The sequence below is a fragment of the Pseudomonas sp. BP6 genome, assembly GCF_017875935.1.
Taxonomy (GTDB): Bacteria; Pseudomonadota; Gammaproteobacteria; order Pseudomonadales; family Pseudomonadaceae; genus Aquipseudomonas; species Aquipseudomonas putida_Y.
In genome coordinates this window covers 5369979-5393413 of the sequence record NZ_JAGINI010000001.1, presented here as the reverse complement: position 1 = coordinate 5393413, position 23435 = coordinate 5369979, and the positions used below count along the sequence as shown (strand labels likewise).

The 23435-nt window shown below is 58.0% G+C and carries 24 protein-coding genes; 16 read left to right on the top strand and 8 right to left on the bottom strand.

Annotated elements, in window-relative coordinates; translation table 11 throughout:
- Positions 1–51 precede the first annotated feature (51 nt).
- Entirely contained in the window at positions 52–906 is an 855-nt protein-coding gene (locus J3A98_RS24490) for a TIM44-like domain-containing protein (protein ID WP_176682927.1), read from the top strand.
- Between the two features lie 114 nt (positions 907–1020).
- Positions 1021–1428: an SMI1/KNR4 family protein gene (locus J3A98_RS24485; protein ID WP_176682928.1), complete on the top strand. Its 408-nt coding sequence runs from the start codon at positions 1021–1023 to the stop codon at positions 1426–1428.
- 161 nt (positions 1429–1589) lie between these two features.
- Here J3A98_RS24485 and J3A98_RS24480 read toward each other — a convergent pair whose 3' ends face one another.
- Positions 1590–3350 (bottom strand): cation:proton antiporter, encoded by a 1761-nt coding sequence (locus tag J3A98_RS24480; protein ID WP_209969078.1) that lies wholly within the window; start codon positions 3348–3350, stop codon positions 1590–1592.
- Positions 3351–3689: 339 nt separating this feature from the next.
- Between J3A98_RS24480 and J3A98_RS24475 the strand changes: the two genes are divergently transcribed.
- Positions 3690–4175: an acyl-CoA thioesterase gene (locus J3A98_RS24475; protein ID WP_003253263.1), complete on the top strand. Its 486-nt coding sequence runs from the start codon at positions 3690–3692 to the stop codon at positions 4173–4175.
- Here the strand turns inward: J3A98_RS24475 and pdxY are convergent.
- The gene (gene pdxY / locus J3A98_RS24470; RefSeq protein WP_004575195.1) at positions 4172–5044 is read right to left on the bottom strand and encodes a pyridoxal kinase PdxY; all 873 of its coding nucleotides are present in this window, start codon (positions 5042–5044) and stop codon (positions 4172–4174) included. The genes J3A98_RS24475 and pdxY overlap by 4 nt on opposite strands.
- Before the next feature lie 120 nt (positions 5045–5164).
- Between pdxY and J3A98_RS24465 the strand changes: the two genes are divergently transcribed.
- Positions 5165–5557: a DUF3301 domain-containing protein gene (locus J3A98_RS24465; protein WP_003253259.1), complete on the top strand. Its 393-nt coding sequence runs from the start codon at positions 5165–5167 to the stop codon at positions 5555–5557.
- On the opposite strand, the gene J3A98_RS24460 is transcribed toward J3A98_RS24465, so the two are convergent.
- The 3 genes from J3A98_RS24460 to zigA are packed head-to-tail and all read right to left on the bottom strand — an operon-like array spanning position 5558 to position 8401.
- Positions 5558–6529, bottom strand: a complete 972-nt coding sequence (locus J3A98_RS24460; RefSeq protein ID WP_209969075.1) for a CobW family GTP-binding protein — start codon at positions 6527–6529, stop codon at positions 5558–5560.
- 40 nt (positions 6530–6569) lie between these two features.
- Entirely contained in the window at positions 6570–7196 is a 627-nt protein-coding gene (locus J3A98_RS24455; protein ID WP_209969072.1) for a DUF1826 domain-containing protein, read from the bottom strand.
- Entirely contained in the window at positions 7193–8401 is a 1209-nt protein-coding gene (gene zigA, locus J3A98_RS24450; RefSeq protein WP_209969070.1) for a zinc metallochaperone GTPase ZigA, read from the bottom strand. Before zigA ends, J3A98_RS24455 begins: the two co-directional genes overlap by 4 nt.
- Before the next feature lie 114 nt (positions 8402–8515).
- Between zigA and J3A98_RS24445 the strand changes: the two genes are divergently transcribed.
- The gene (locus tag J3A98_RS24445; RefSeq protein ID WP_176682935.1) at positions 8516–8896 is read left to right on the top strand and encodes a glutamine synthetase; all 381 of its coding nucleotides are present in this window, start codon (positions 8516–8518) and stop codon (positions 8894–8896) included.
- A gap of 212 nt (positions 8897–9108) precedes the next feature.
- On the opposite strand, the gene J3A98_RS24440 is transcribed toward J3A98_RS24445, so the two are convergent.
- The gene (locus tag J3A98_RS24440; RefSeq protein WP_176682936.1) at positions 9109–9636 is read right to left on the bottom strand and encodes a DUF3617 domain-containing protein; all 528 of its coding nucleotides are present in this window, start codon (positions 9634–9636) and stop codon (positions 9109–9111) included.
- Positions 9637–9768: 132 nt separating this feature from the next.
- On the opposite strand from J3A98_RS24440, the gene cls reads away from it, so the two are divergent.
- On the top strand, positions 9769–11208 hold the full coding sequence (gene cls / locus J3A98_RS24435) for a cardiolipin synthase (RefSeq protein WP_209969067.1): 1440 nt from the start codon (positions 9769–9771) through the stop codon (positions 11206–11208).
- An 83-nt stretch (positions 11209–11291) separates the two neighbouring features.
- On the opposite strand, the gene cfaB is transcribed toward cls, so the two are convergent.
- On the bottom strand, positions 11292–12476 hold the full coding sequence (gene cfaB / locus J3A98_RS24430) for a C17 cyclopropane fatty acid synthase CfaB (RefSeq protein ID WP_021785301.1): 1185 nt from the start codon (positions 12474–12476) through the stop codon (positions 11292–11294).
- A 207-nt stretch (positions 12477–12683) separates the two neighbouring features.
- Here cfaB and lpdA point away from each other — a divergent pair, with 207 nt between their 5' ends.
- The 3 genes from lpdA (at position 12684) to J3A98_RS24415 (ending at position 15944) form a co-directional block, all read left to right on the top strand.
- Positions 12684–14084 (top strand): dihydrolipoyl dehydrogenase, encoded by a 1401-nt coding sequence (gene lpdA, locus J3A98_RS24425; RefSeq protein ID WP_176682939.1) that lies wholly within the window; start codon positions 12684–12686, stop codon positions 14082–14084.
- Positions 14085–14352: 268 nt separating this feature from the next.
- Positions 14353–14961 carry a LysE family translocator gene (locus J3A98_RS24420; protein ID WP_209969064.1) on the top strand — a complete coding sequence of 203 codons (609 nt, stop codon included), beginning with the start codon at positions 14353–14355 and terminating at the stop codon, positions 14959–14961.
- A gap of 260 nt (positions 14962–15221) precedes the next feature.
- Positions 15222–15944, top strand: coding sequence for a LuxR family transcriptional regulator (locus J3A98_RS24415; protein WP_209969062.1), 723 nt, complete (start codon positions 15222–15224; stop codon positions 15942–15944).
- On the opposite strand, the gene J3A98_RS24410 is transcribed toward J3A98_RS24415, so the two are convergent.
- Positions 15945–16613 (bottom strand): acyl-homoserine-lactone synthase, encoded by a 669-nt coding sequence (locus J3A98_RS24410; protein ID WP_176682942.1) that lies wholly within the window; start codon positions 16611–16613, stop codon positions 15945–15947. It abuts the gene before it with no gap.
- Between the two features lie 364 nt (positions 16614–16977).
- On the opposite strand from J3A98_RS24410, the gene J3A98_RS24405 reads away from it, so the two are divergent.
- From J3A98_RS24405 to J3A98_RS24375, 7 genes are read left to right on the top strand one after another with little or no spacing between them, the layout of a single operon-like run.
- Positions 16978–18246 (top strand): beta-ketoacyl-[acyl-carrier-protein] synthase family protein, encoded by a 1269-nt coding sequence (locus J3A98_RS24405; RefSeq protein ID WP_176682943.1) that lies wholly within the window; start codon positions 16978–16980, stop codon positions 18244–18246.
- A 2-nt stretch (positions 18247–18248) separates the two neighbouring features.
- The gene (locus J3A98_RS24400; protein WP_209969059.1) at positions 18249–19055 is read left to right on the top strand and encodes a MaoC/PaaZ C-terminal domain-containing protein; all 807 of its coding nucleotides are present in this window, start codon (positions 18249–18251) and stop codon (positions 19053–19055) included.
- The gene (locus J3A98_RS24395; protein ID WP_176682945.1) at positions 19052–19318 is read left to right on the top strand and encodes an acyl carrier protein; all 267 of its coding nucleotides are present in this window, start codon (positions 19052–19054) and stop codon (positions 19316–19318) included. The genes J3A98_RS24400 and J3A98_RS24395 overlap by 4 nt, the downstream gene beginning before the upstream one ends.
- A 32-nt stretch (positions 19319–19350) precedes the next feature.
- Entirely contained in the window at positions 19351–20250 is a 900-nt protein-coding gene (locus tag J3A98_RS24390) for a diiron oxygenase (RefSeq protein ID WP_176682946.1), read from the top strand.
- Positions 20247–21770, top strand: coding sequence for an NAD(P)/FAD-dependent oxidoreductase (locus J3A98_RS24385; protein ID WP_209969055.1), 1524 nt, complete (start codon positions 20247–20249; stop codon positions 21768–21770). The genes J3A98_RS24390 and J3A98_RS24385 overlap by 4 nt, the downstream gene beginning before the upstream one ends.
- Positions 21755–22606, top strand: a complete 852-nt coding sequence (locus J3A98_RS24380; RefSeq protein ID WP_245354970.1) for an alpha/beta fold hydrolase — start codon at positions 21755–21757, stop codon at positions 22604–22606. The genes J3A98_RS24385 and J3A98_RS24380 overlap by 16 nt, the downstream gene beginning before the upstream one ends.
- Positions 22607–22637: 31 nt before the next feature.
- Positions 22638–23393 carry a 3-oxoacyl-ACP reductase family protein gene (locus J3A98_RS24375; protein WP_176682949.1) on the top strand — a complete coding sequence of 252 codons (756 nt, stop codon included), beginning with the start codon at positions 22638–22640 and terminating at the stop codon, positions 23391–23393.
- Positions 23394–23435: the final 42 nt, after the last annotated feature.

Below are 23435 nucleotides of genomic sequence, written 5' to 3'. Positions count from 1 at the left end.
AACCTGTGCACCATGACGCGCGTGCAATCCACAACAGGGGATATCCCACTTATGCAACGTTTTCTTAGCATCGCACTGGCGCTCTGCGTCGGCCTGACGCTGAGCCTGGACGCCAGCGCCAAGCGTTTCGGCGGCGGCAAGAGCTCGGGCTCCGCGCCTATCCACCAGACCCGCCAGGCTACGCCAACCACGCCTGCTGCCGCGCCGACCGCACCTGGCCGTGCACCGGCTGCCGCCAGCGGTGCTTCGCGCTGGTTGGGCCCACTGGCTGGCCTCGCCGCCGGTGGCCTGCTGGCTTCCATGTTCATGGGCGACGGTTTCGAAGGCTTCCAGATCATGGACTTCCTGATCGTGGCGCTTATCGCCTTCCTCGTGTTCCGCTTCATCGCCGCGCGTCGCCGCCAGCAGCAGCCACAAATGGCCATGCCGGGCCATGCGCCGATGCAGCGTGAGGCTCACGCTCAGCCTTCGCAGCCGTCGATTTTCGGTGGTTCAGCCGCACCCGCTGCCGCAGCCGCCCCGGTGATCAACGCGCCGGCCTGGTTCAACGAGCAGAGCTTCCTGGCAGCAGCCCGTAGCCATTTCCAGTCGCTGCAGCAGCACTGGGACGCCAACGAAATGGACAAGATCAGCGAGTTCGTTACCCCGCAAATGCTCGAGTTCCTCAAGCGTGAGCGTGCTGAACTGGGCGATGGCTTCCAATCTACCTACATCGATAACCTGGAAGTGCAACTGGACGGTGTCGATGACCGCGCCGACCGCACCGACGCTACCCTGACCTTCCGTGGCGTATCGAAGAATTCGCGCTTCGACCAGGGCGAAGTGTTCAGCGAAAGCTGGCACATGGTTCGCGCCCAAGGCGAGAACCAGCCTTGGCTGGTAGCCGGTATCCGTCAAAACGGCTAATCGCTGCGCGCTAAACAGAGAACCCCGGGCTTGCCCGGGGTTTTTTGCTTTTGCCAAAGTGGGCTACTAGGGTATAAGGCGCAGCGTTGTCATCTAGGTCAGAGGAAGTGAACCGTGGAAGAAGTGATCGAACAACTCCGTGAAGCGAATGAGCCGGTACCGGTGCCCTTGGAGCTTCCCGACGAAGACCAGCTGGTAGAGATCGAAGAGCAGCTGTTCATCAATATTCCATTCGTGTTCAAAGAGTTTCTGCTGACCGTAAGTGATGTGGTTTACGGCTCCCTTGAGCCTGTTACCGTCACTGATCCGCAGTCGCACACCTACCTGCCAGATGTGGCCTCCAACGCCTGGGATGCCGGCGTACCGCGCGACCTGATTCCACTGTGCCAGGACGGCGACAATTACTATTGCGTGGAAGAAGACGGCACCGTGGTGCTATGGGATGCCGAAGAGGAAGGTGTCGGCGAAGACAGTTGGGAATCGGTGTGGCATTGGGCGCGAGATGTTTGGCTGGAGAGCTGATTTCTAGCGCCTGTAGAGAAATCCACGCGATTCCAGGCTGGAAAAAAGACGGCTGAGGCCATCAATGTAGTTAAAGTCGCCAGGCTTTCTGCGCCTGGCGACAGGGATATCGCCCCCATTCCCTTGGGCGACGGTGAAATACTGCACAGGGCGTGTTCCCCTCATTGCGAGTTCTCGCGACTGTTCTCCAGCGTCTCTAGCAGGGCAATCTGCATACGCGTATGCACGCGGATGAACCAGCGCCACAACAACGCCACCACCACTGCAGCTACCACAGCAATCACCAGCAGTAACTCGCTAGTCGGCAAAATACTCGCCGACAATGCCGACAGCAGCAGGAAAATTACCAGCAGCGACAATAGCGGGATCACCTCAGCGATCACGCGACGCACACGCTGGGTATGCCGCCCGGCCATTTCTGGCTTGACGCCCATTTCTGCAAGCAGCATCGACAGCGCCTTGAGCTTGCGGTAGGCGGCGATCAGGAATGGCAGCGACAGCAACAACGCTGCGCCCCAGATCAACGCCTTCTGCAGACTAACATCGCTTACCCACTCGCTGAGCCAGTTGCCGATACGCGCTGCAAAGTAGCCCCCGCTGAAAAAGATGGCGATCACCAGCGCCAGGTTCACCCCCACCTGCAACAGGATGCGCCGAATCATCGCAACCAGCATGGCACTCTCGCCCTGCGGCTGGATGTTGCGCAACCACTCGCCATACAACGAAAGCACCCGTGCCAGGCGAGCAGGCACCATATTGCCCAACTTTTGCGACAACGGGTCGGCCGCGCGGATCAGGTACGGTGTCAACAGCGTGGTGATTGCCGATACCGCCACCGCCACCGGGTACAGGAAATCGCTGGTCACCTGCAAGGTCATACCCAGCGCGGCAATGATGAAGGAGAACTCGCCGATCTGCGAAAGACCCATGCCCACACGCAGTGACGTGCGCCCGTCATTACCGGCAATGAACGCCCCCATACCACAAGACAGCATCTTGCCCAGTACCACCGCCAAGGTGATGACCACGATCGGCCAGGCATAGTCGAGGAGCACCTGAGGGTCAATCAGCAGACCGATGGCGACGAAGAAGATGGCACTGAACAGGTCACGTACGGGCTCGATCAGCCGTTCAATCTTCAATAACTGGCGTGATTCGGCCATGATCGCGCCAATCAGGAAAGCGCCCAGTACCATGCTGTATTCCAGCTTCACAACCAGCAGGCAGAAGCCGAAACACAGGCCCAGAACGGTGATCAGCAACATTTCGTTGCTTTCGAACCTGGCGACATAGGCCAATAACCGCGGCACCAGCAAAATACCGATGACCAGAGCGACAATCATGAACAGCGACAGCTTGCCGACAGTGGAGAACACCTCGCCCGAGCTGACCGTGCCGCTGACCGCGATGCCTGACAGCAGGGCAATGATACCGATGCCAAGAATGTCCTCGACGATCAACACGCCAAAAATCAGCTGGGCGAAGCGCTCGTTCTTCATCTTCAAGTCGCTGAGCGCCTTGACGATGATGGTGGTGGAGGAAATGGCCAGGATGGCGCCCAGGAACAGTGAATCCATGGTGCTCCAGCCAAACCAGCGGCCAATCTCGAAGCCGATCCAGATCATCAGCACGATTTCCAGGAACGCTGCGATAAATGCCGTGGCGCCGACCTTGAACAGCTTGCGCAGGCTGAACTCGAGCCCCAGACAGAACATCAGGAATATCACCCCCAGTTCGGCGAGGATCTTGATGGTTTCTTCGTCATGAATCAGGCCGAACGGAGGGGTGTGCGGGCCAATGATGAAGCCGGCGACAATGTAGCCCAGCACCACCGGCTGCTTGAGGCGGTGAAAAAGAATGGTGACGACGCCAGCGATCAGCATGATGACTGCCAGGTCCTGGATGAAGCTGATGGCATGCATGGCGTGATACTCCTTATCTCGTCTTTTTATGAATGCCTGGGCAGACCGCTCCTGCCGAGGCATACCTGAGCGAGCAGCAAGTACATACTGTATTGAATGCAGCGACGCCCATGTTGCATGGGCGCACTCAGGTTAACATCGCACTCCGCCGCTAAAAGTCGGTGCAATATGCCGAAACAGATCGGCTGGAAAAGCGCTCGTGATGGCACGATCAGCGTGACGACAGCGCGCCAGCCAACGTCCCGTATCAGCAAGGCAAATTCAAAGAGGGGAACAGAAGTGTCAGCAGATAACGCCCTCCATTCGCCCGATTCAGCGCAACCTCACCGTGAGCACACTATGGAACCTGGAAACGCCCAGCTGAGCATGACCGTCCTGATGACCCCGGACATGGCCAACTTTTCTGGCAACGTACATGGCGGCACCCTGCTCAAGTACCTCGACGAAGTGGCTTATGCATGCGCCAGTCGTTATGCCGGCAGTTATGTGGTGACCCTGTCGGTCGACCAGGTGATCTTCCGTGAACCCGTACATGTGGGTGAACTGGTGACCTTCCTGGCGTCAGTCAACTACACCGGCAACACTTCGATGGAGGTTGGCATCAAAGTCGTGACCGAGAACATTCGCGAGCGCTCGGTGCGCCATTCCAACAGCTGCTTCTTCACCATGGTCGCGGTCGACGACAACCGCCGCCCGGTGCCGGTGCCACCACGCCAGCCGCACAGCAGCGAAGAAAAGCGCCGCTTCCTGCAGGGCCAGCAGCGTCGGCAGATCCGCCAGGAACTGGAAAAGCGCTACCAGGACCTGAAAACCGACGCCATTTAAAGCGCCAGCAACTGCGCCTCGAAGCGCACCCGTGGGTGCGCAATGCGGTCCTGGGCCCGTACCAGCTGCAATTCGTAGCTGGCGCAGGCCTGGGTTTCCAGCAGCACTTCATGCACTGCCGCAGCCGTGAATTCGAATGCCTGCACCCAGCTGTCGCCAAGCAGCACACGCGCCAGGAACAGGCCTGAGGTCAGGTCACCCACCCCCACCGGCTGACGCGGAAACGCCAGCAGTGGGCGCCGCAAGTGCCAGCTGTGCTCGGCGGTCACCAGCAGCATTTCGAAATGCTCTTCGGCCCGCCCGGGGTACGCCAGGTGCTTGACCAGTACAACCTGCGGCCCACGCTGCAGCAGGCTGCGCGCCATGTTCACGCAATCCTCCAGCGACTGGGCGCGGCGCCCACAGAAGCTGTCCAGCTCCAGCTGGTTGGGGCACAGGATGTCCGCCGTGGCTGCCGCCTCGTCAAGCAGGAACTCACTGACTTCCGGCGGCACGATGCAGCCTTTTTCCGGGTGCCCCATGACCGGGTCGCACAGGTACAACGCTTTTGGGTTTACCGCCTTGATCCGTTCGACGCCGGCCAGGATCGCTCGCCCTTGTTCGGCGCTGCCCAAATAGCCGGAAAGCACTGCATCGCAGTGGCCGAGTTCGCCGATATTGGAAATACCTTCCACCAACGCAGGAATTTGCGCTGGGGCAAGCACTTCACCCGCCCACTGGCCATACTGTGTGTGATTGGAGAACTGCACGGTATTGAGCGGCCAGGCATTGACCCCGATACGCTGCATGGGGAATACCGCGGCGCTGTTGCCGGCGTGGCCGAACACCACGTGGGACTGAATGGCGAGCAGGTGCGGGGTACGTTTCATGCGGGAGTTTTCCAAAGCTGTTTCAAGGATTGTGCGCAGCGCAGTATGAACTCGATTGCTACCTGTACGACAGGCCAGGAACGCAGTTAAGCTGGATCTATCTGTTTGGAGCATATGCAAATGTTGACCCTGGAGAACCTCTTCGTCCTGATGCTGGTAGCCACGGCAGGCGCTTGGTTGTGGCACAACCATGGGTTGCGTGAAAAGGCCTTGGAACGGGTCAAACAGCATTGCGCCAAACTCGACCTGGAGTTGCTTGATGATGCCGTAGCGCTCAAGCGCATCGCCTTTGTCCGGGATGCCAATGGCCGCAAGCGCCTGGCACGCGTCTATGCCTTCGAATTCACCGTCACGGGTGAGCAACGTCACCCCGGCACCGCGACCCAGTTCGGCGCCCACAGCGTGCAGATCGAACTGGCGCCCTACCCGTTCGAAATCAAGACCCCACCACGCGCCGACAACGTCATAGAGATGCAGCAATGGCGCCAGGAGCACAACCGCTGGCGCAACTGATCAACTGACGCGACATTCATTCAACCCGGCTTGCAACGCGGGTTGCGGTTGCGGCTGATCGAAAATCAGCTCGATACGGCTATCCCTGCGCCAGTCGCTGGGCTGCCAAGCGGGCATATCCCCATTCAGCCCATTGAATGACCACCACCCCTCCATGCTGTGGATAACTCCTTTGGCCCGTCGCCATGGCAAAGCACACAAGAAAGCCTTCAGCCGCTGTGGATAAAACTCTTGGCCAGGGTGCCACCGCCAGCCAATACTCCAACCGCCCTCCCCTTGCTGGGCAAGGCAGATCGGCTGACGGGGGTCTGTCCACAGTAATGCGGGAGCGATTCCAGGATTGTCGACAATCTGGTTTTTCAGTAATGAGCTGTCAACAATCTGTGGAGATGCCGTCGGGAGGCCGGACAGCGGCAGTTGCCCTTGCACGGTCCACATGATGCTCTTTTCTTTAAATTTATTAGTTATCAACAACTTATGTTGTTCATCCACAGCCTCTGATTTATTGAAAACCACGTGTTCAGAGGCATTGAAAGCCTGCTGTTGAGCCTCTGGAAGCGGCTCGTTTCGAGCCATGGCCTGGGCATCCACAACCATCAAGAGTGGCTGAATTGTCAGCACTCCAACCCAAGGCGCTTGTTGCAACTGAGCCAGCAGCTGCAACGGATGGCCCAGGCCGGAAGGTTCGATAAACAGCCGGTCAGGCCGCGATTTGCGTAGCAATCGGCCCAGGCCCACCTGGAACGGCATGCCGTTGACGCAGCACAGGCAGCCGCCTGCAACCTCGCCGATGGCGATGCCGTCCTCGTCACGGCTAAGTAAGGCTGCATCCAGGCCGACAAGGCCGAACTCGTTGATCAATACCGCCCAGCGCTCGTTTGCGGGTCGCTGAGCCAGCAATTGACGGATCAAAGTGGTCTTGCCAGCACCCAGCGGGCCAGCAATTACATGGGTGGGAATGTTCTGCAACATGGCGTGGCTTCAGGCGGCGGTGATGCCTCACTATGCGCTGTCAGGCCAGCCAGTCAAGGCTGAGCAGCAAACGCCCCTGCTGTGCCGAAGGCGACCGATGAACCAGGCCTGCCCCTTCATTACCCTGCCATTTTTCACCTTTGAGTATCGCCACCTCACCGGCTTGCAGTTGCTGGATGTTATCCACAGATGGTTCAGCTGTGTGTAACTCACCACGACCGCTATCCCGTTCTTGCAACCATTCGCTACCTGGGCCGACGTAGGTGGTGAGCAGGCGCAAAGGTACGTTATCCACATGGAAGCGTGGACACATGGGACCGTCCAGAACGCGCAAGCGCAAACCGACCCGACGTGCGCCAACCAGGCAGGTATAAGCCGCCACCAACCAGGTCACATCAGCAACGAAAGCTTCATATCCATGCAAATCCGCAGCTTCACGCAGCAGATCTGGCAATACCGGCTTCTGTTCCTCGTCCACATCAATTACCCGCTGATCAGCCAAGGGCTGGCCAAGGCTGATCACCAGTGCGGCAAAGTCCTCCAGTTGTGCCGGCAAGCGCCGCCGCCATACAGCCAGGTTTACGCCATCCTGCAGCACTTCGGCCAGCACCTGGGGCGTCTCGCCAAACACCTGAAAGATATCCACAGGTCGGTGCGCCAGGTTCATGCTGCCGCCTCCTCATGCCATGGGCCAAATGGGTCAGGTAGGCGCAACCAGCCCATGTGGCCCATGTCCATTTCTTGATCCGTCAACAGGCATGCATCGAGGGCTGTGGATAATTTTTCGAAGTCGATATTCTGCCCGATAAACACCAACTCCTGGCGGCAGTCACCGGTCTCAGCGGTCCAGTGTTTCAAGATCTCGCTGGTGTTATCCACATCCTGTGGCCACTGCTCGCGTGGCACGAAGCGCCACCAGCGGCCAGCCAGACCATGGCGCATCATGCCACCCGCTTGCGACCAACTGCCTGCTTCCTGATATTTGCTGGCCAACCAGAAAAAGCCTTTGGAACGCAGCAGCCTTCCGTTACTCCAGTCCTTGTGGATAAAGTCGTAAAAGCGCTGTGGATGAAGCGGGCGTCGAGCCTGCCAGGTCATGGCCGCGATACCGTACTCTTCGGTTTCTGGCACATGCTCACCGCGCAGTTCCTGCAACCAGCCTGGTGCCTGGGCCGCCTGATCGAAGTCGAACAGCCCGGTGTCGAGGATACGTGCCAGCGGCACTTGGCCCATGACCATGGGTACAATCTGCGCCCGGGCATTGAGGCTGCGCAGAATGGCGATGAGTTCTTCGCGCTCATGTTGGCTGATCAGGTCGATCTTGCTCAGCAGCAGCACATCTGCGAACTCGACCTGCTCGATCAGCAAATCACTGATCGACCGCTCGTCTTCTTCGCCCAACGTTTCGCCGCGGCTGGCCAGGCTGTCTGCTGCTTGATAGTCGCGCAGGAAGTTCAAGCCATCGACCACGGTGACCATGGTGTCCAATCGCGCCATATCGGACAGACTGCGACCCTGCTCGTCGCGGAAAGTGAAAGTCTCAGCCACTGGCAGTGGCTCAGAGATACCGGTGGACTCGATCAGCAAATAATCGAAACGCCCCTCTTCGGCCAGCCGCGCAACCTCCTCAAGCAGGTCTTCGCGCAACGTGCAGCAAATGCAGCCGTTGCTCATCTCGACCAGTTTCTCTTCAGCGCGGTTGAGACTGACATTGCGCTGCACCTCGCTGGCATCGATGTTGATTTCACTCATATCGTTGACGATAACCGCGACCCGAAGGTTGTCGCGGTTGCGCAGCACATGGTTGAGCAGCGTGCTCTTGCCGGCGCCGAGAAAGCCGGACAGCACGGTGACGGGGAGACGATTGGACATGGCGAACCTCTTCAGGCAGACGCATTCGAAACGATGCATTGCATAATGTTATAAGGTAACAATACACTTTCGCCAAGTGGTTCTCGACGGACGAGTGCTCACAGAGGATGAAAAATGAATCTGCCACGCGTCATGGCATTGCTGTTACTCGCCATGCCTGCTTCCCTGTTGGCCATGCCACAAAACCAAACACTGGCCCTTTGTACGCGAAGTGCGACGCTGCTCGCTTGCCAGGACGGCAAAGGCAGTTATTACAGTGTGCGTACTGAAGGCAGCACGTTCTACCTTCGCGGCTACGACTTCAGCAGCCGCCGGCTGTGGGCACAAACCAACAGCCGCTATGGCACATTGACTTTTTTTACAGGCCTGGCCAGCGATGGTGAGGCCTGGGTGGGTTACAGCCGCCGCGTAGGCTGGACCACTTTGAACCGCGTATCCAGCTCCAGCGGGGAGCGCTTCAAGCTGCATTGCAGCTTGATCGAGGGGTGCCGTTGACCCCTGCTTTTATTTAGAACGCTTTTTCTCTGCCGCCTCTTTTGTAAGTCAGCGTCGAGCTCGTGCTGAAAACGCCAGCCTTGACCAGCCCTTTGTCAGACCGAAAAGCTAAGCCGTAACCGCATCGAGGCAAGGATCGAAATGAAATGTTCCACGTGGAACTATCCGAGCCTGCATGCCCACGACGCGGTTGCCACTCACCAGTGGGGATTTCAGCTGCGCGGTTTGACCGCCCCGCAATCATTGCCTAACCACACCGCACGCGTGTTCATGCTGCCTTGCTGCTGCACACCCGAAGCGTTGAACGTGCCACTGACCTGGGTGGTGAATTCCCGATCACTGAGGAATGTAGCCTGGCCACTACCCTGTGCCTTTGGGCAGCTGAACTGGAATTTCCACACGTTACCGGTACGGTCAGTAATTTTCTGCGTGCAGCCCGATTTCGGGTCCTGCAGCGGAATGTCATTCGTTGCCACCTGTTCTGGCGTCAGGCACGAACGCACACCCTTGCCACCTATACTTACCCCTTGCTTGGCCAACACTCCTTCCATCATCGCGCGCTGCTCTGGCGGCAGGTTCTTCAACTGGCCGAGCATGAATTCCATGTCGGGTAGCGGCTTGCCATCGACCTGCATGTTGCTGGTGGTCAGCTCCCACAAACCCGGTTGCAGCATCTGGGCTTGCACCAGCGGACTGCTCATGCCTAGGGCCAACGCCAACAGTGGCAGACGATTCTTCATGGACGAACGCTCCTGGAAAAAAGCCGGTCAAACGGGCCGGACTGAGCCTTAGACGCCAAATCCGCCTGCGGGTTGCAGGCGGACCGGGAACGTGTTCTGTTACCTCAAGTGTACTCGGCAAGCAGGATGCATATGGATTACCACAGCCCCTACTTCTTTGGTTACCTACTCGGCCTGATCCATCTGCTGGGTATTGTCGCCGCACTGCATGCGCTATTCACCGTACGGACAGCCCAGGGCGCCATTGCTTGGGCGATGCCCTTGCTCTTCATCCCCTACCTCACCTTGATCCCCTACCTGATCTTCGGCGCCCGCTCGTTCTATGCCTACATCAAGGCTCGGCGCCAGGCCAACCAGGAAATGCACGTGGCCATGGCCAATCTCAACTGGCGGCCTTGGGTTGAAGAAGCCCTTGCCGCCCGCGAGTCGGAAAGCTATACAGCTTTGCGCGCCATGCCCAAGCTAGGTCGCATGCCATGCCTGGCAAATAACCAGGTGAAATTGTTGATCAACGGCAAGGCCACCTTCGATGCGATCTTCGCAGCCATCGAGAAAGCACGCGATGTGGTACTGGTGCAGTTCTTCATCATTCATGACGACACCCTCGGCAAGGCACTGCAGCAACTCTTGCTACGTAAAGCCGCCGAAGGCGTGCAGGTGTTCGTGCTGTACGACCGTGTCGGCAGCCACGCCTTGCCGGCCAGCTACAGCCAGTTGCTACGTGACGGCGGTGTGCAGATCCATGCATTCGCCACCCGTCGCGGCTGGTTCAACCGCTTCCAGGTGAACTTCCGCAACCATCGCAAGATTGTGGTAGTGGATGGGTTGCTCGGCTTCCTCGGCGGTCACAACGTGGGAGACGAGTACCTGGGTGAACATCCACAGCTTTCACCCTGGCGTGACACCCACGTACAGATCAGCGGTCCGGTACTGGCCTGCCTGCAAGAGTCATTCGCCGAAGACTGGTACTGGGCCACGCGCCAGCTACCGCCGCTGATCCTGCCCGATACGTACCCGGACAACGGCGTGCTGTGTCAGGCCTTGGCCAGCGGCCCGGCAGACTCACAGGAAACCTGCTCGCTGTTCTTCCTTGAAGCGATTCATTCGGCCACCCGCAGGGTGTGGATCACAAGCCCCTACTTCATCCCTGACGAGGCCGTGTTCGCCGCCTTGAGGCTGGCGGTACTACGAGGAGTCGATGTGCGGGTGCTGATCCCGTCACGCCCTGACCACCGCATCGTCTACGCCGCCTCCAGCCTATTTGCCTTCGAAGCAGTGCGCGCGGGGGTACGTATGTTCCGTTACCAACCCGGGTTTCTGCATCAGAAGGTAGTGCTGGTGGATGATGACGTCAGCGCCATTGGGAGTGCCAACCTGGACAACCGATCGTTCCGCCTGAACTTCGAGATTACCCTGCTGACCGTCGATCGCGGCTTCGCGGACCAGGTCGAGCACATGCTCCAGGAAGACTTCGAACAAGCGCGGGAAATTACTGCAGAAGACACCCAAGATACCCATCGACTGCAGCAATTGGGGATGCGAATTGCGCGGCTGATATCGCCGATTCTTTAGGGTGAGCACTCCCGTTGAAAGCGGCCTTTTCGCGCTAAAGGCCGCTCCTGCAAAGCCAAATCAGGGCTGAGACACTTACGATTTCAGCGGTACAAGTCTTCCCGCGTCCAGGGCAGGTCATGATGCCCGTCGGCGTATGGCTTCACTGCCAGTATCTGGTGCAGGTTGATCCAGCCCTTCTGAAAGGCGTAGGCACACCCGGCCAAGTACAAACGCCAGATCCGCAGGGTCTTCTCAGGCACCAGCGCTGCCGCCTTGTGCAACTGGTTCTCCAGGTTCTCGCTCCAGTGATGCAAGGTTTTAGCGTAGTGCAGGCGCAGGCTCTCCACGTCCACTACCTCCAGCCCGGCTTCACAGATACTGGCGCTGATCATCGACAGGTGCGGCAGCTCGCCGTGGGGGAATACATAGCGATCGATGAACTCACCCGCCCCGCGCCCGACCGGTCGGCCATCGACGTGCTTGGCAGTGATGCCGTGGTTCATCACCAGCCCCCCTTCCCTCACCGCCCCAAACAGCTTCTGGCAGTAAAGCGCCAGGTTGGCATGCCCGACATGCTCGAACATACCCACGCTGACAACCTTGTCGAAGCGACCATCCTGGGGCAGATCGCGATAATCGAGAATCTGCAGGTCGACCTTGTCGGCAAGCCCTTCCGCTTGCACACGCTTGCGGCCGAGCTTCAATTGCTCCTTGCTCAGGGTAATGCCGAACACCTTGGCGCCATATTCACGGGCAGCGAACCGCGCCAGCCCGCCCCAGCCACAGCCAACATCGAGCAGGTAGTCACCGGCATCCAGGCGCAGCTTGCGGCACAGGTGGTCGAACTTGTCCTGCTGCGCCTGGTCGAGCGTATTGTCCGGCTCACGGAAGTAGGCGCAAGAATAGGCCATGTCCTGGTCCAGCCAAAGCTGGTAGAAGGCGTTGGACACGTCATAGTGGTAGGAGATCGCTTTGGCGTCGGTGCTCTTGTCATGAGACAACCGTTGCGGCGGCGTTTCATCCTCATCCGCCAGCAGCGCTTCGCTCAGCTCGTCGCACACGCGGATGGCCTCACCGATATCGCCTTCCAGCTCCAGCTTGCCTTCGACGAATGCGGTGCCTAGCTGGTCCATGCTTGGGTGGGTCAACTGGCTGATCAGCTGTGGTTCCTTGACCAAAATCGTGACCTGAGGACTAGGCCCAAGATCAAAATGGTTGCCGTCCCACAGCTTCAGCCTCAGCGGCAGATGCAAGCTCTGCAATGCAGGTGGAAGTTGAGCAAGCATGAAACACCCCTCCTGTCCGTAATTGGCCACGACGCCTAATATTTCGAACGTCACCGGATCAGAGTAGTTCATCTGTAGGATGTTTCCTCTAAGCAAGACCATGGTCTAGAACCAACTGATCTTATCCACACAGCAGATTGTATACAATCTGTGCGTCTCAGCTTAACCTTGTGCCCTCTCGCACTTCTATATCCTGGAGTTGAACCCATGAAATCCTATGACGTGGTGATCATCGGCGGTGGCCCTGGCGGCTACAACGCAGCCATCCGTGCTGGCCAGTTGGGCCTGAGCGTTGCCTGCGTGGAAGGCCGCTCGACCTTGGGCGGTACCTGCCTGAACGTCGGCTGCATGCCATCCAAGGCACTGCTGCATGCTTCGGAGCTTTACGAAGCTGCCAGCGGTGACGAGTTCGCCCACCTCGGTATCGAAGTAAAGCCCACCCTCAACCTCGCCCAGATGATGAGACAGAAGGATGAGAGCGTGACAGGCCTGACCAAGGGCATCGAATACCTGTTTCGCAAGAACAAGGTCGAGTGGATCAAAGGCTGGGGCCGCCTGGATGGCATCGGCAAGGTCGTGGTCAAGGCCGAAGACGGAAGCGAAACTGCATTGCAGGCCAAGGACATCGTCATTGCCACCGGTTCTGAGCCTACCCCTCTGCCAGGTGTGACCGTCGACAACCAGCGCATCATTGACTCGACCGGCGCGCTGTCGCTGCCGCAAGTGCCCAAGCACCTGGTCGTCATCGGTGCTGGCGTGATCGGTCTTGAGCTGGGTTCGGTCTGGCGCCGCCTGGGTAGTCAGGTCACTGTCATCGAATACCTGGACCGCATCTGCCCAGGCACTGACACGGAAACCGCCAAGGCCCTGCAGAAGGCTCTCGCCAAGCAAGGCATGATGTTCAAGCTGGGCAGTAAAGTGACTCAGGCTACCGCAGGTGCCGATGGCGTCAGCCTGACGCTGGAGCCTGCCGCCGGTGGTACCGCAGAATCGCTGCAAGCCGACTACGTGTTGGTGGCTATCGGCCGCCGTCCTTATACCAAAGGGCTGAACCTGGAAAGCGTGGGCCTGGAAACCGACAAGCGCGGCATGCTCGGCAACGAGCACCACCGTACCTCAGTGCCGGGTGTCTGGGTGATTGGCGACGTCACTTCGGGCCCGATGCTAGCGCACAAGGCCGAAGACGAAGCGGTGGCCTGTATCGAACGCATCGCCGGCAAGCCCCACGAGGTCAACTACAACCTCATCCCTGGCGTGATCTATACCCGCCCGGAGATGGCCACCGTGGGCAAGACTGAAGAGCAGCTCAAGGCCGAAGGACGTGTCTACAAGGTTGGCAAGTTCCCCTTCACCGCCAACAGCCGTGCCAAGATCAACCACGAGACCGAAGGCTTCGCCAAGGTCATCGCCGATGCCGAAACCGATGAAGTACTGGGTGTGCACCTGGTGGGCCCAAGCGTCAGCGAGATGATTGGTGAGTTCTGCGTGGCTATGGAGTTCTCGGCCTCGGCAGAAGATATCGCCCTCACCTGCCACCCACACCCGACGCGCTCCGAGGCCCTGCGCCAGGCGGCGATGAATGTGGATGGCATGGCCATGCAAATCTGATGAGCCCCACTCGCTGCGTCAGGCCATGATCATGATCTGGATCGTATGAGTGAGTGGCCGTTTTCTGAATATCAGAAATGAAAAGACCTCCGGATGGAGGGCTTTTCATGCGTCTCGATAATAAAGGTTGTCACAGGCTGAAGGGGCAGATCCAATGGGCCACGCTGCACGTGGTCGGTACAGGCGCGTTGTTAACCGGGGCTACTTGGAGCAGTCCAGGCTGCGGACACCCGGTAGCTGTTGAATTTATTGCCAGGAGGCACCTTGCATGGCCAGTTATGGACTGTTTCTCATCCTCGCGACCCTTACCGTATTGAGCCCCGGCCCCGGGGTGGTGCTGACTCTCTCCAATGCCCTGCGCCACGGTTGGAGCGGTGCTCTGACGGGGATCTTCGGTATCGCCCTGGGCGCTTTCATCGTCGCTGGGCTCTCGGCCAGTAGCGTGGGGTTGGTTCTGGCGACCTCGGCAACGGCGTTCACCGTACTCAAGTACGTCGGCGCGTTGTACCTGTTGTACTTGGGGGTGAAGATGTGGCGTACCCAGCGTTTCATCCCGGAGCTCACCGTGACCGCCACGCAACCTTGGCGGCGCTTCGTCGAAGCGTTGTCGATCCAGCTGCTGAATCCCAAGGCTGGATTCTTCTTTCTGGCGGTGTTCCCACAGTTCATCAGCCCGCAGGCCAACTACTACAGGCAGTTCTTCCTGCTGGTCTCTTCCTACGCGTTGCTGGTCGTGCTGGTACACACCGGCTACGCACTGATGGCCAGTGGTGCCAGGGGTTGGTTGTCGACCAACCGTGGTGCGCGAATCGTCGGCAAGCTCTCCGGTATTACCTTCTTTTGTTTTGGGGTTCTGATGGCCTCGGCCAGCAAATAGAACCATCGTTGAACTTATCCGAAAGTCGCAATCTATATGTAACATGCGATACGTACTTTGGACGTAATCTCGATAGCCACGAAAAACGGGTAACCAGAGATCCAGCATTCTCATTGACTTACTTTTTAATATCTCCGACCATCACGCTTGCGCGGTAATCCGAGAATCACGATCTCTTCGAACAACAACTCTAAAAGGGTTTGCACGGCGCAATGGCTCTGCCAGTTTATTGGCGCCGTAAAAACGGCAGGGAAGACGACATGGAAAGTCGAAACCGGGACGCAGCCACGACATGCGATAAAAACCACCCCATCACACACCTGCACGACGAGTTGCAGCGTCAATTGTGTGGTTTGAAGGATTTGAAATACGCTTACTACGCGGCTACGCACAATCGCAACGTAGAACCGATTATCATTTCAAATTACCCACCGAGTTGGGTCAAAAGCTATAAAGATAACAAGAGCTATCTGATTGACCCGATCATCAAACATGGGCTCAAGGAGATCACCCCCTTCTCCTGGCACGATGCCCTTGCCAACAGCGGTCCCGAAGGCGTGGACTTCTTCAGGCGCGCCACCCGTTATCAAATCTGCTCGGGTACCACATTCACCCTGCGCGATGCTTCCGGGACATTCTGTGCCTTGAGTGTGTGCGATGCGGGTTCGCAGGTAGATTTTGATCGGCGTCTGGCCAAGCAGCAAAGCCAGCTGCAACTGCTACTGATCGAATTTCATAGTTGGCTGATGACCTCGCGCACAACGGATCAGCTGTTTTCCAGTGCGGCCGATGGGCCGCTTTCCACCCGCGAACTGGGCGTGCTGCAACTGGTCATGCGCGGCAAAACCTACCGCGAAATTGCCACGGACTGTGGAATTTCAGAGCGCACAGTGAAATTCCACATGTCGAACATTTCTGGCAAATTGCAGGTCGGCAACGCCAAGCAAGCCGTCTACGAGGCAAAGCGACAGGGCATCATCTGATCAGGCGATGTGGTTGTCGGATACATCGTGCAACTGCAGGCTCAACGGCCACTGCTGGGTCTGCAGGGATGACAGCGGTTGCTTACGCGCAATGCTTTCAAGCAGTCGCAGGCGGTTGGACGAGCTGATCGGCATATCCAGCAAATGCACCGTCTCACCCGGCGACGCCTCGCCGCTGTCCAGAATCTGGTAGTGCCAGCCTGCCTGTCGAACGATGCGCGCCATGGCATCGCTGACCACGGTGACGATCGATTTCAAGCCGGTCAGTTCGCCGTGGTCATGCATGCTGAAAAGCAACATTTCGGTCAATGGCAAGTGCGCCAGGCCCAACTTGCGTGAACGGGTCTTGTCGACGAAGAAGCGGCTGGATTCAGCCATCAATGCCCGCTTGGGCGGTATGCAACTGAAGAAATCGCGAAAGGGACCTTCAACCATATAAGGGTGCAGTGTATTGATCAGGCGAAGGCCTGCCAACGGTATGCCTTGGCAAGTGCCAACCAGATAAGTCGTGTTCCAATTGTCATATTCATCCAATTCAATGCCATTTCTCACAGCGACCTTCCAATTAAGGCGATCACAGAAGACATGCTTGCGTAAGCCGTATAACTCGGCAACCCAGGGATGCGGGTCACGACGGTATTCAATCTTGTGAAAGTCGATAGTTATCATGTTGGGCTGTTCCCTTGCCTCAGGTATGGCGTTCGCGTGGGCGTTGGTATAACAACCTGCTGATTCTATCAACTGACGGCGCTGAGCAACCTGTACTTAAGTGCATGCAGGCCGTCGGTATTTCTCCAAATACCAAACACCTGCACCTAGATACAGTTGTCGTCATCGCAAAATTGGGCACACTTCTCGGGGCGTTGTGTAGGACGCCAGTTTTCACAACTTACAAGACGCTATTTGCCAGGCGCACGGTTGCGGTGGGTATCGAAAACCATCGTACCTTCGGCCCTGGCAGTTATCGCCTGCACTCAATGCCGCCCTTGTTCATACAAGGGTTGTCACGTCAGCACATCAATCAGGGAAGACAATGGAAAAGCCAGCCTCTCCAGCACCTCGCCGCGTCGTCGTTACTGGTTACGGTGCGATCTGCTCGCTCGGCCAGAACGCCGATGCTATCTGGGACGCGATGATGGATTACCAGATCGGCTATCGTCTGCACCGTTTTGATGATCCGACGATCCATGCGCGCTTCTTCGGTTTTATCGATGACTTTGGCCGCGAGGCCATGCGACCGTTCTCGAAGAAGATTTCCAAGATGTTGCCTCTGTTCGCCAAGTACAGCTTGGTGGCGGCCCATGAAGCATTGCACATGGCTTATGGCGACACACCACTGGATGACGTGGTCGCACCGTTCGACCGTGGTGTCGTTCTCGGCACCGGTTGGGGCGGGTTGGACACGGCGAACTTCAACAACAACGAATACTGCCAACAAGGCATTTCCACCTCGTTCGCCACGGTCATGTCGATGTGCAATGCCGCGACGGCTGCCATCACCATGAACTGGAACATGCGCGGCGTTCAAAACAGCCCGGTGGCAGCCTGCGCAACTGGCACCATCGCCATTGGCGAGGCCTATGAAGCGATTCGTGCCGGTCGAGCGAAAATGATGATCGCCGGTGGCAGCGAATCGTTGAAAGAGCAGTTCAACGTCTGGTCGATCGACGTCATCCAGGCGTTGAGCAAGGAGCAGGAAAACCCGCGCCTGGCATGCTGTCCGTTCAGCAAAGGGCGAAGCGGTTTTATCCTGTCCGAAGGCGCAGCGGTACTGTGTCTTGAGGATTATGAGCTGGCCAAGGCCCGCGGCGCCAAGATCCTTGGCGAAATCACCGGCTACGCCAACTACTCGGACGCCTTCGACATGACGGCCCCGGCCGAGGACATGCTGGCTCGAGTGCGGGTGATTCAGGAAGTGTGCAGGCAAGCCAGTGTCGATGCGCCGCACATCGATTACATCAACCTGCATGGCACCTCCACCCCGCTGAACGACGTCAACGAAGCCCGCTCCATCAAACTGGCGCTGGGTGACGCTGCCCATGGCATTCCGATGTCCAGCACCAAGTCGTACACCGGCCACCTGATTGGTGCAGCAGGTTCGATGGAAGCAATCTTCTGCCTCAAAGCCATTGCCCGCGGAACGATCCCGGCCACCATCCATCTGGATGAGGCCGATCCTGAGTGCGACCTGAACTTCGTCCCTAACGAGCACTTGCACGGACAGCACCTGGAAAACGTGCTGAACCTCAGCTTCGGGTTCGGTGGCGCCAATGCCGGCATCATGCTGCGTAAGGTGCAATGATCATGCAGTGGCAATTTGGCCCTGAACAGATCGAAGCGTGGGCTGATCTTTCCGGCGACCGCAACCCTATCCATTTTGACCTGGAAGCAGCGCGGCGCATGGACGCCGCGGATGTCGTGGTGCACGGCATGCTGGCGCTGCTGCCAATCAAACATCAAATGGGGCGTGTTGCCGAGGGCCGCGATGAGGACTGGGTACAGTTCAAGGCGCTACTGAAGGCGCCGGTCCTGCGCAACTGCCCTGTCGCGCTTGCTACCCGCCCCCGCAGTGCAAGCACTGCATTTACGCTGCGTTCAGAAAAAAGTGAAGGCGAGCATGTGCTCGGCCATGTGTCTCAAGTTCCGCCGCCAACGTGGACATCGAAATCCCCAGGCTTCGCGCTTGACCGGGAATATGTAGAGGCTTGGCTTACCCAGTTTCGTGACGGGTTGGGCAAGGGGCTAGATGATTGGGTGGCACTGGATGCGCTGATATTTTCCCACTTCATCCGCAACCATCTGGGGGTGATCTTCGAGCGCCTGTCCGGGCAATTTGCCCAACACCAGGTTCCCGAGCGTATCGAGGACATCACCAATCACCTGGTCGTCCAGACCAGTCACCAGATCACGTTCTGCACGCAACTGCGTTCATTGGGCAGTTTGCAATCCGATATCCGCTGCGAGATCGACAACATTCTGTTGATTGAAACACCAGGCAAGGCCGTCGGCACCCTCGACCTGGGTGTCGTCGTCAGCGGCAGCCATGTGATGACCATAACCCTAGGCTTGATGATTAAAACCGTTCTCACCCCCACAGGAGCGAAACAATGACCACCGTTGACCAAGTATTCACCATCGTTCGTGATCTGATCCTGGACCTCAAGGATGTCGACGACAACGAAGTGACCCTCGATACCACCATTGAAGCAATGGAGTTCGACAGCCTGGACTTCGTCGAGATGCAGGTGGTCGTGCAGAAAAAGATCGGCGTGGCGATCAACCCGGATTCGTTCGTCACCCGCAAGATCGCCACTTTGCGCCAGCTCTGTGAATTCATTGTTGAGCTCAAGGAATCGACTGCCGTCGAGGCCTGAGCCGCTGGGCCCAATTCATGGAGGAGCAGGAAATGTCTACGCTGACCAACAGTGTGCTCGCTATTTCCCCGGCGAGGGAGTCGAAGGTTCGCAAGTTAAGCGAAGTGTCGCATCACAAGACGATGGACCACGCGACCGTACTACCATGGGACCAGGACATCAATCGAAGCCTCTACCCCAAGGATCCCGAGCATCTGTGGATCAATGGAACACGCTATTGCGAAGGCTTGACCGAGGCCCAGAAACTGGAATTGGCCTGGCTCGAGACGGGCCGTGACATTTCCATGTTCATCTGGCTCGAGCAGACCATTCCGCCGTTGTACATGGGCTACATCACCCAGTTCCATGACCGTATTTCGCCGGACCTGCAGGAATACCTGATGATCTTTTCCAAGGAAGAGATCGTTCATACCCTCACCTTCAAGCGCTTCATGGCCAAGGCTGGCCTACAGATCTGGAACCCACCGGTCGGGCTCTATGAGTTGCTGACCCAGACACTGCCGAAAATGGAGCCGGCGGTTGGCGTGTTGTTCACGCTATTGATCGAATGGGTTGCCGAAATGGGAGCCATGCACACCTCCCAGGGCGCTGCGGTCGAACCCATGACCCGTACCCTGTTCCGTGAGCATCACTATGACGAGGCACGGCACATCGCCTTTGGCCGCTGGATCAGCGAGTCCTACTTCGAAACTGCCAGCGCTGAATCGATCGCCCAGGTTAAAGCGATGAGCCGGAAAATCATTCCGGCGCTGATCGACATGTTCACCTACAACCCCGAGATCGCGTTGCACACTTCCTTCGCGTTTCCGATTGCAGTGGATGACAAGGCGAAAATCGAAGAGGTTTGGCGCTCACCGAACAATGCTCGACTGAACGACGCTCGCTTCGCCGAAATTTACGCCTGGATCGACAAGTTGGGGCTGCGGCAATGAGTTCTTCGACCTGGGACGCGGTCTTCGTGGGTACCGGGATCACGAGCCTGGCCTGCGCGGCCATGCTGGTCAAGCGTGATCGCGGTGCACGCGTCCTGATGCTCGACAAGCATATTGTGGTTGGGGGCTATGCCTCGACGTTCAGCCGGCCCAAGCAATCGGCGATTTTCGATTGCAGCCTGCACAAGCTCAGCGGCATGTCGGAAGGGGGCAACCTCATCCGCATCCTGCGGGATCTGGGCCTTGAGGATGAACTGAACCTGGTCTACCCCAACGACTATTTCTGCGCCTACCAGAACGGCACGGCGCTGCCGTTGGCTAACGATGCCGACCAGGTCGAACGGCAACTGATCGAACGGTTCCCTCATCAGGCAGAGCCCTTGGTTACCTTTTTCACTCAGGTACGCACCTATGGGCGCAACGGGTACTACCAGTTCCAGATGCTCGATGGCAGTTTCGAACCTGACATGGCGCAGTTGCGCTGGGCCCATCGTAACCTCAAGCACAAGACCGTGCGTGAAGCGTTGCATGAGTTGTTCGATGACCCCTACCTGATTGAAATTCTGGCAGCCCCTGGCATTTATGTTGGCGGCTACTCGGAGGATCTGGGCTACCTGTACTACCTGCATGTGGTGTATGCCACGCTCAATCGCGGCAACGCCTATGTCGCAGGCTCTTCCCAACGCTTGTCCGACTTGCTGGCGCAGCAGATCGAACAGGCCGGGGGCAAGATCATGCTCAGCACGCCTGTAGAAGAGGTGACCACCGACAACCAAAGCAATGTCACGGGGGTACGCACCCGTGCTGGTGAGTTTCATGCGCCACAGGTCTTCATCAATACCTCACCCCATTATGCTGTGGAGCATTTGTTCCAGGCGGATGTGGACCTGACGAGCACCCGAGAGAAGCTGGCCGCGTTGAAGCCGGCACGCTCGACCACCACGGTGTACCTGACCACGGATCAAGCACCCGAACAGCTGGGGCTGCGGCATAGCGAGTCGATGCTGTTTGCTGCGGACCCCGCGTTGGCAGCCGAGCTGCGCATCAACGCCGAGCGCAGTGGTTTTCAGCCAGAGCTCTGTGAACAAGCCTTCTGGGCCATGTCCCCGATCGAGGTCACCAACTATCACGCCCTGGCGCCCGCTGGCGGCAAGGTCGTGTGTATCAATGTGCTTGATTCCATCGCACATTGGCCTGCAAGGCGTACGGCGCAATATCGCGCGAAAAAGCAACGCGCGTGTGAGGTGCTGGTAGAGCGGCTGCTGGCTCAGATTCCTGAACTGCGTGGTCACATTCTGCATACGGAAGTGGCAACCCCGCATACCTATGTGCGCTTCACCAATAACACTGATGGCTCTGGCTACGGGGCGATGGTGGGTACCGACCTCAAAGGGCATGTCTTCCATCACGGCTTCCCGGTGCAGGGCGTGCAATTTCTCAGCGCTTGGGTAGCTGGCCCAAGTTACGAGGCCGCCTTTGGCTATGCCGAGATGAAAGCCAGGCAATGGAGACGCGCATGAGAGCGGTTGAACAGTCCCCCACCCGGTTTGGAATAGCCATTTCCAAACTTTTCATTCGCGTGATGTTCAGGCAGGTACAAGGGTGGGAGCGCGACGTACCCAGCCGGGCCGAGGGCTTCGTTGAGACGGCCAGCGACGGCAGCAAGCTGGAAGGTGCGGTGTTGCTGGCCAACCCAGCCAAAGCCAAGGGTGTTGTGCTGCTTTGCCATCCGTTCTTGAAATATGGCATGCACTACTTTTTTGAGAACGGCATCGATCAGGTATTCCTGGAACAGGGCTACCACGTCATTGCCTTCAACTTCAAAGGCTTTGGGCGCAGCACCATCGGTGGTCATGCATTCGCCGATGACGTCTTGTCCATTGCGCGAAAGATCGCCCGGGAATACCCAGGCCTGCCGATTCATCTTGTGGGCTGCTCATTTGGTGGCTACCACCTGTCACATGCCTTGGCACGGGACGCCTCGCCCTTCACCTCGGCAGTTCTGGACAGCGTGCCTGTCTCGGTTCGCAGCTATTTCACGCGTGGTCCGTTACGCCTTGCCATGCGCTGGATCAGCGGAAGCCGTCTGGCAGTGCCTACCGGTACTTGTGCGATCGACCATTCCCTCAAGAGCGTTCACCACCTGCCAATCGCTTACTTCTACGGGTTGAGTGACCGCTATATCCCCGAGGCGAGTGTGACAAGGCTGAGCCTGGATTGCACATCCCTGCATGTGGTCGGCTTCGAAGCGTGTCGCCACCTGGAAAACCATAAGAAGCACCGGGATCGGTACTTCCAGGAGATCTTCGCGTTCTTCGCCCGTGCAGAATCTCATAAACCCGTTGTAACGGCCTGACTCTGGGCTCTTTGAATTAAGGAAACAGAACATGGATGTCCAACAGCTGGGCAAAGGCAAGTGGATACTCATCAGCGGCGGTACCCGCGGTATAGGGCGCGCACTTGTACAACACCTGGCGCGTGAGGGTTATGAGGTCGCGTTCACCTATCAATCCTCTGCTGACGCGGCCCGCCAGCTCGAGCAGGAGGTAGCCGCCAACGGTGGCCGGGCGCACGGGCATGCCTGTGACGGTCGGGACTTCCAGTCGGTCAGTTCATTGTGCGAACAGTTGGTCAACGATCTTGGCGGCCCCTATGGCTTGATCAACAACATGGGCGTGACTGGCGACCAGCTGTTGTTCAACCTCGATGTCGAGCGCTATCGCGACGTGGTTGCGACCAACCTCGACTCGGCGGTTTATTTCAGCAAGTCGTTGGTCCCGGCCATGGCTGGTGAACGGCGAGGCAAGATTTTGCACATGTCCTCCGTCAGTGGCGTAAAGGGGAACAAGGGCCAATTGGGTTATTCCGCGACCAAGGCCGCGATGATTGGTATCACCAAGACCATGGCGTTGGAACTGGCGCGCTTCAAGATCAATGTCAATGCCATCGCGCCCGGCTACATCGCCACGGACATGATCGATCAGATCCCCGATCATGTGCGCAAGTCGATCACCGACAACATCCCGCTCAAGCGCTTCGGTGAAGTACAGGAAGTTGCTGCATTGGCCAGCTTCCTGTTGTCACCGCAAGCCGACTACATCACTGGCCAGACCTTCCTGATCGACGGTGGCCTGACAGCCTGATTCGCCTTGCGCAATCTGCTGCGTGGTGATGCCTGGAGCATT

What these genes read in the sequence shown, in the direction of transcription:
- J3A98_RS24385 (WP_209969055.1), top strand. Translation starts at nt 20,247, where the DNA reads ATGAGTTCTTCGACCTGGGACGCGGTCTTCGTGGGTACCGGGATCACG.
- J3A98_RS24490 (WP_176682927.1), top strand. Translation starts at nt 52, where the DNA reads ATGCAACGTTTTCTTAGCATCGCACTGGCGCTCTGCGTCGGCCTGACG.
- cfaB (WP_021785301.1), bottom strand. Translation starts at nt 12,476, where the DNA reads ATGCTTGCTCAACTTCCACCTGCATTGCAGAGCTTGCATCTGCCGCTG.
- zigA (WP_209969070.1), bottom strand. Translation starts at nt 8,401, where the DNA reads ATGTCCAATCGTCTCCCCGTCACCGTGCTGTCCGGCTTTCTCGGCGCC.
- J3A98_RS24445 (WP_176682935.1), top strand. Translation starts at nt 8,516, where the DNA reads ATGAATCTGCCACGCGTCATGGCATTGCTGTTACTCGCCATGCCTGCT.
- J3A98_RS24455 (WP_209969072.1), bottom strand. Translation starts at nt 7,196, where the DNA reads ATGAACCTGGCGCACCGACCTGTGGATATCTTTCAGGTGTTTGGCGAG.
- cls (WP_209969067.1), top strand. Translation starts at nt 9,769, where the DNA reads ATGGATTACCACAGCCCCTACTTCTTTGGTTACCTACTCGGCCTGATC.
- J3A98_RS24475 (WP_003253263.1), top strand. Translation starts at nt 3,690, where the DNA reads ATGGAACCTGGAAACGCCCAGCTGAGCATGACCGTCCTGATGACCCCG.
- J3A98_RS24400 (WP_209969059.1), top strand. Translation starts at nt 18,249, where the DNA reads ATGCAGTGGCAATTTGGCCCTGAACAGATCGAAGCGTGGGCTGATCTT.
- J3A98_RS24405 (WP_176682943.1), top strand. Translation starts at nt 16,978, where the DNA reads ATGGAAAAGCCAGCCTCTCCAGCACCTCGCCGCGTCGTCGTTACTGGT.
- J3A98_RS24465 (WP_003253259.1), top strand. Translation starts at nt 5,165, where the DNA reads ATGTTGACCCTGGAGAACCTCTTCGTCCTGATGCTGGTAGCCACGGCA.
- lpdA (WP_176682939.1), top strand. Translation starts at nt 12,684, where the DNA reads ATGAAATCCTATGACGTGGTGATCATCGGCGGTGGCCCTGGCGGCTAC.
- pdxY (WP_004575195.1), bottom strand. Translation starts at nt 5,044, where the DNA reads ATGAAACGTACCCCGCACCTGCTCGCCATTCAGTCCCACGTGGTGTTC.
- J3A98_RS24390 (WP_176682946.1), top strand. Translation starts at nt 19,351, where the DNA reads ATGTCTACGCTGACCAACAGTGTGCTCGCTATTTCCCCGGCGAGGGAG.
- J3A98_RS24420 (WP_209969064.1), top strand. Translation starts at nt 14,353, where the DNA reads ATGGCCAGTTATGGACTGTTTCTCATCCTCGCGACCCTTACCGTATTG.
- J3A98_RS24460 (WP_209969075.1), bottom strand. Translation starts at nt 6,529, where the DNA reads ATGTTGCAGAACATTCCCACCCATGTAATTGCTGGCCCGCTGGGTGCT.
- J3A98_RS24440 (WP_176682936.1), bottom strand. Translation starts at nt 9,636, where the DNA reads ATGAAGAATCGTCTGCCACTGTTGGCGTTGGCCCTAGGCATGAGCAGT.
- J3A98_RS24415 (WP_209969062.1), top strand. Translation starts at nt 15,222, where the DNA reads ATGGAAAGTCGAAACCGGGACGCAGCCACGACATGCGATAAAAACCAC.
- J3A98_RS24375 (WP_176682949.1), top strand. Translation starts at nt 22,638, where the DNA reads ATGGATGTCCAACAGCTGGGCAAAGGCAAGTGGATACTCATCAGCGGC.
- J3A98_RS24395 (WP_176682945.1), top strand. Translation starts at nt 19,052, where the DNA reads ATGACCACCGTTGACCAAGTATTCACCATCGTTCGTGATCTGATCCTG.
- J3A98_RS24380 (WP_245354970.1), top strand. Translation starts at nt 21,755, where the DNA reads ATGGAGACGCGCATGAGAGCGGTTGAACAGTCCCCCACCCGGTTTGGA.
- J3A98_RS24410 (WP_176682942.1), bottom strand. Translation starts at nt 16,613, where the DNA reads ATGATAACTATCGACTTTCACAAGATTGAATACCGTCGTGACCCGCAT.
- J3A98_RS24480 (WP_209969078.1), bottom strand. Translation starts at nt 3,350, where the DNA reads ATGCATGCCATCAGCTTCATCCAGGACCTGGCAGTCATCATGCTGATC.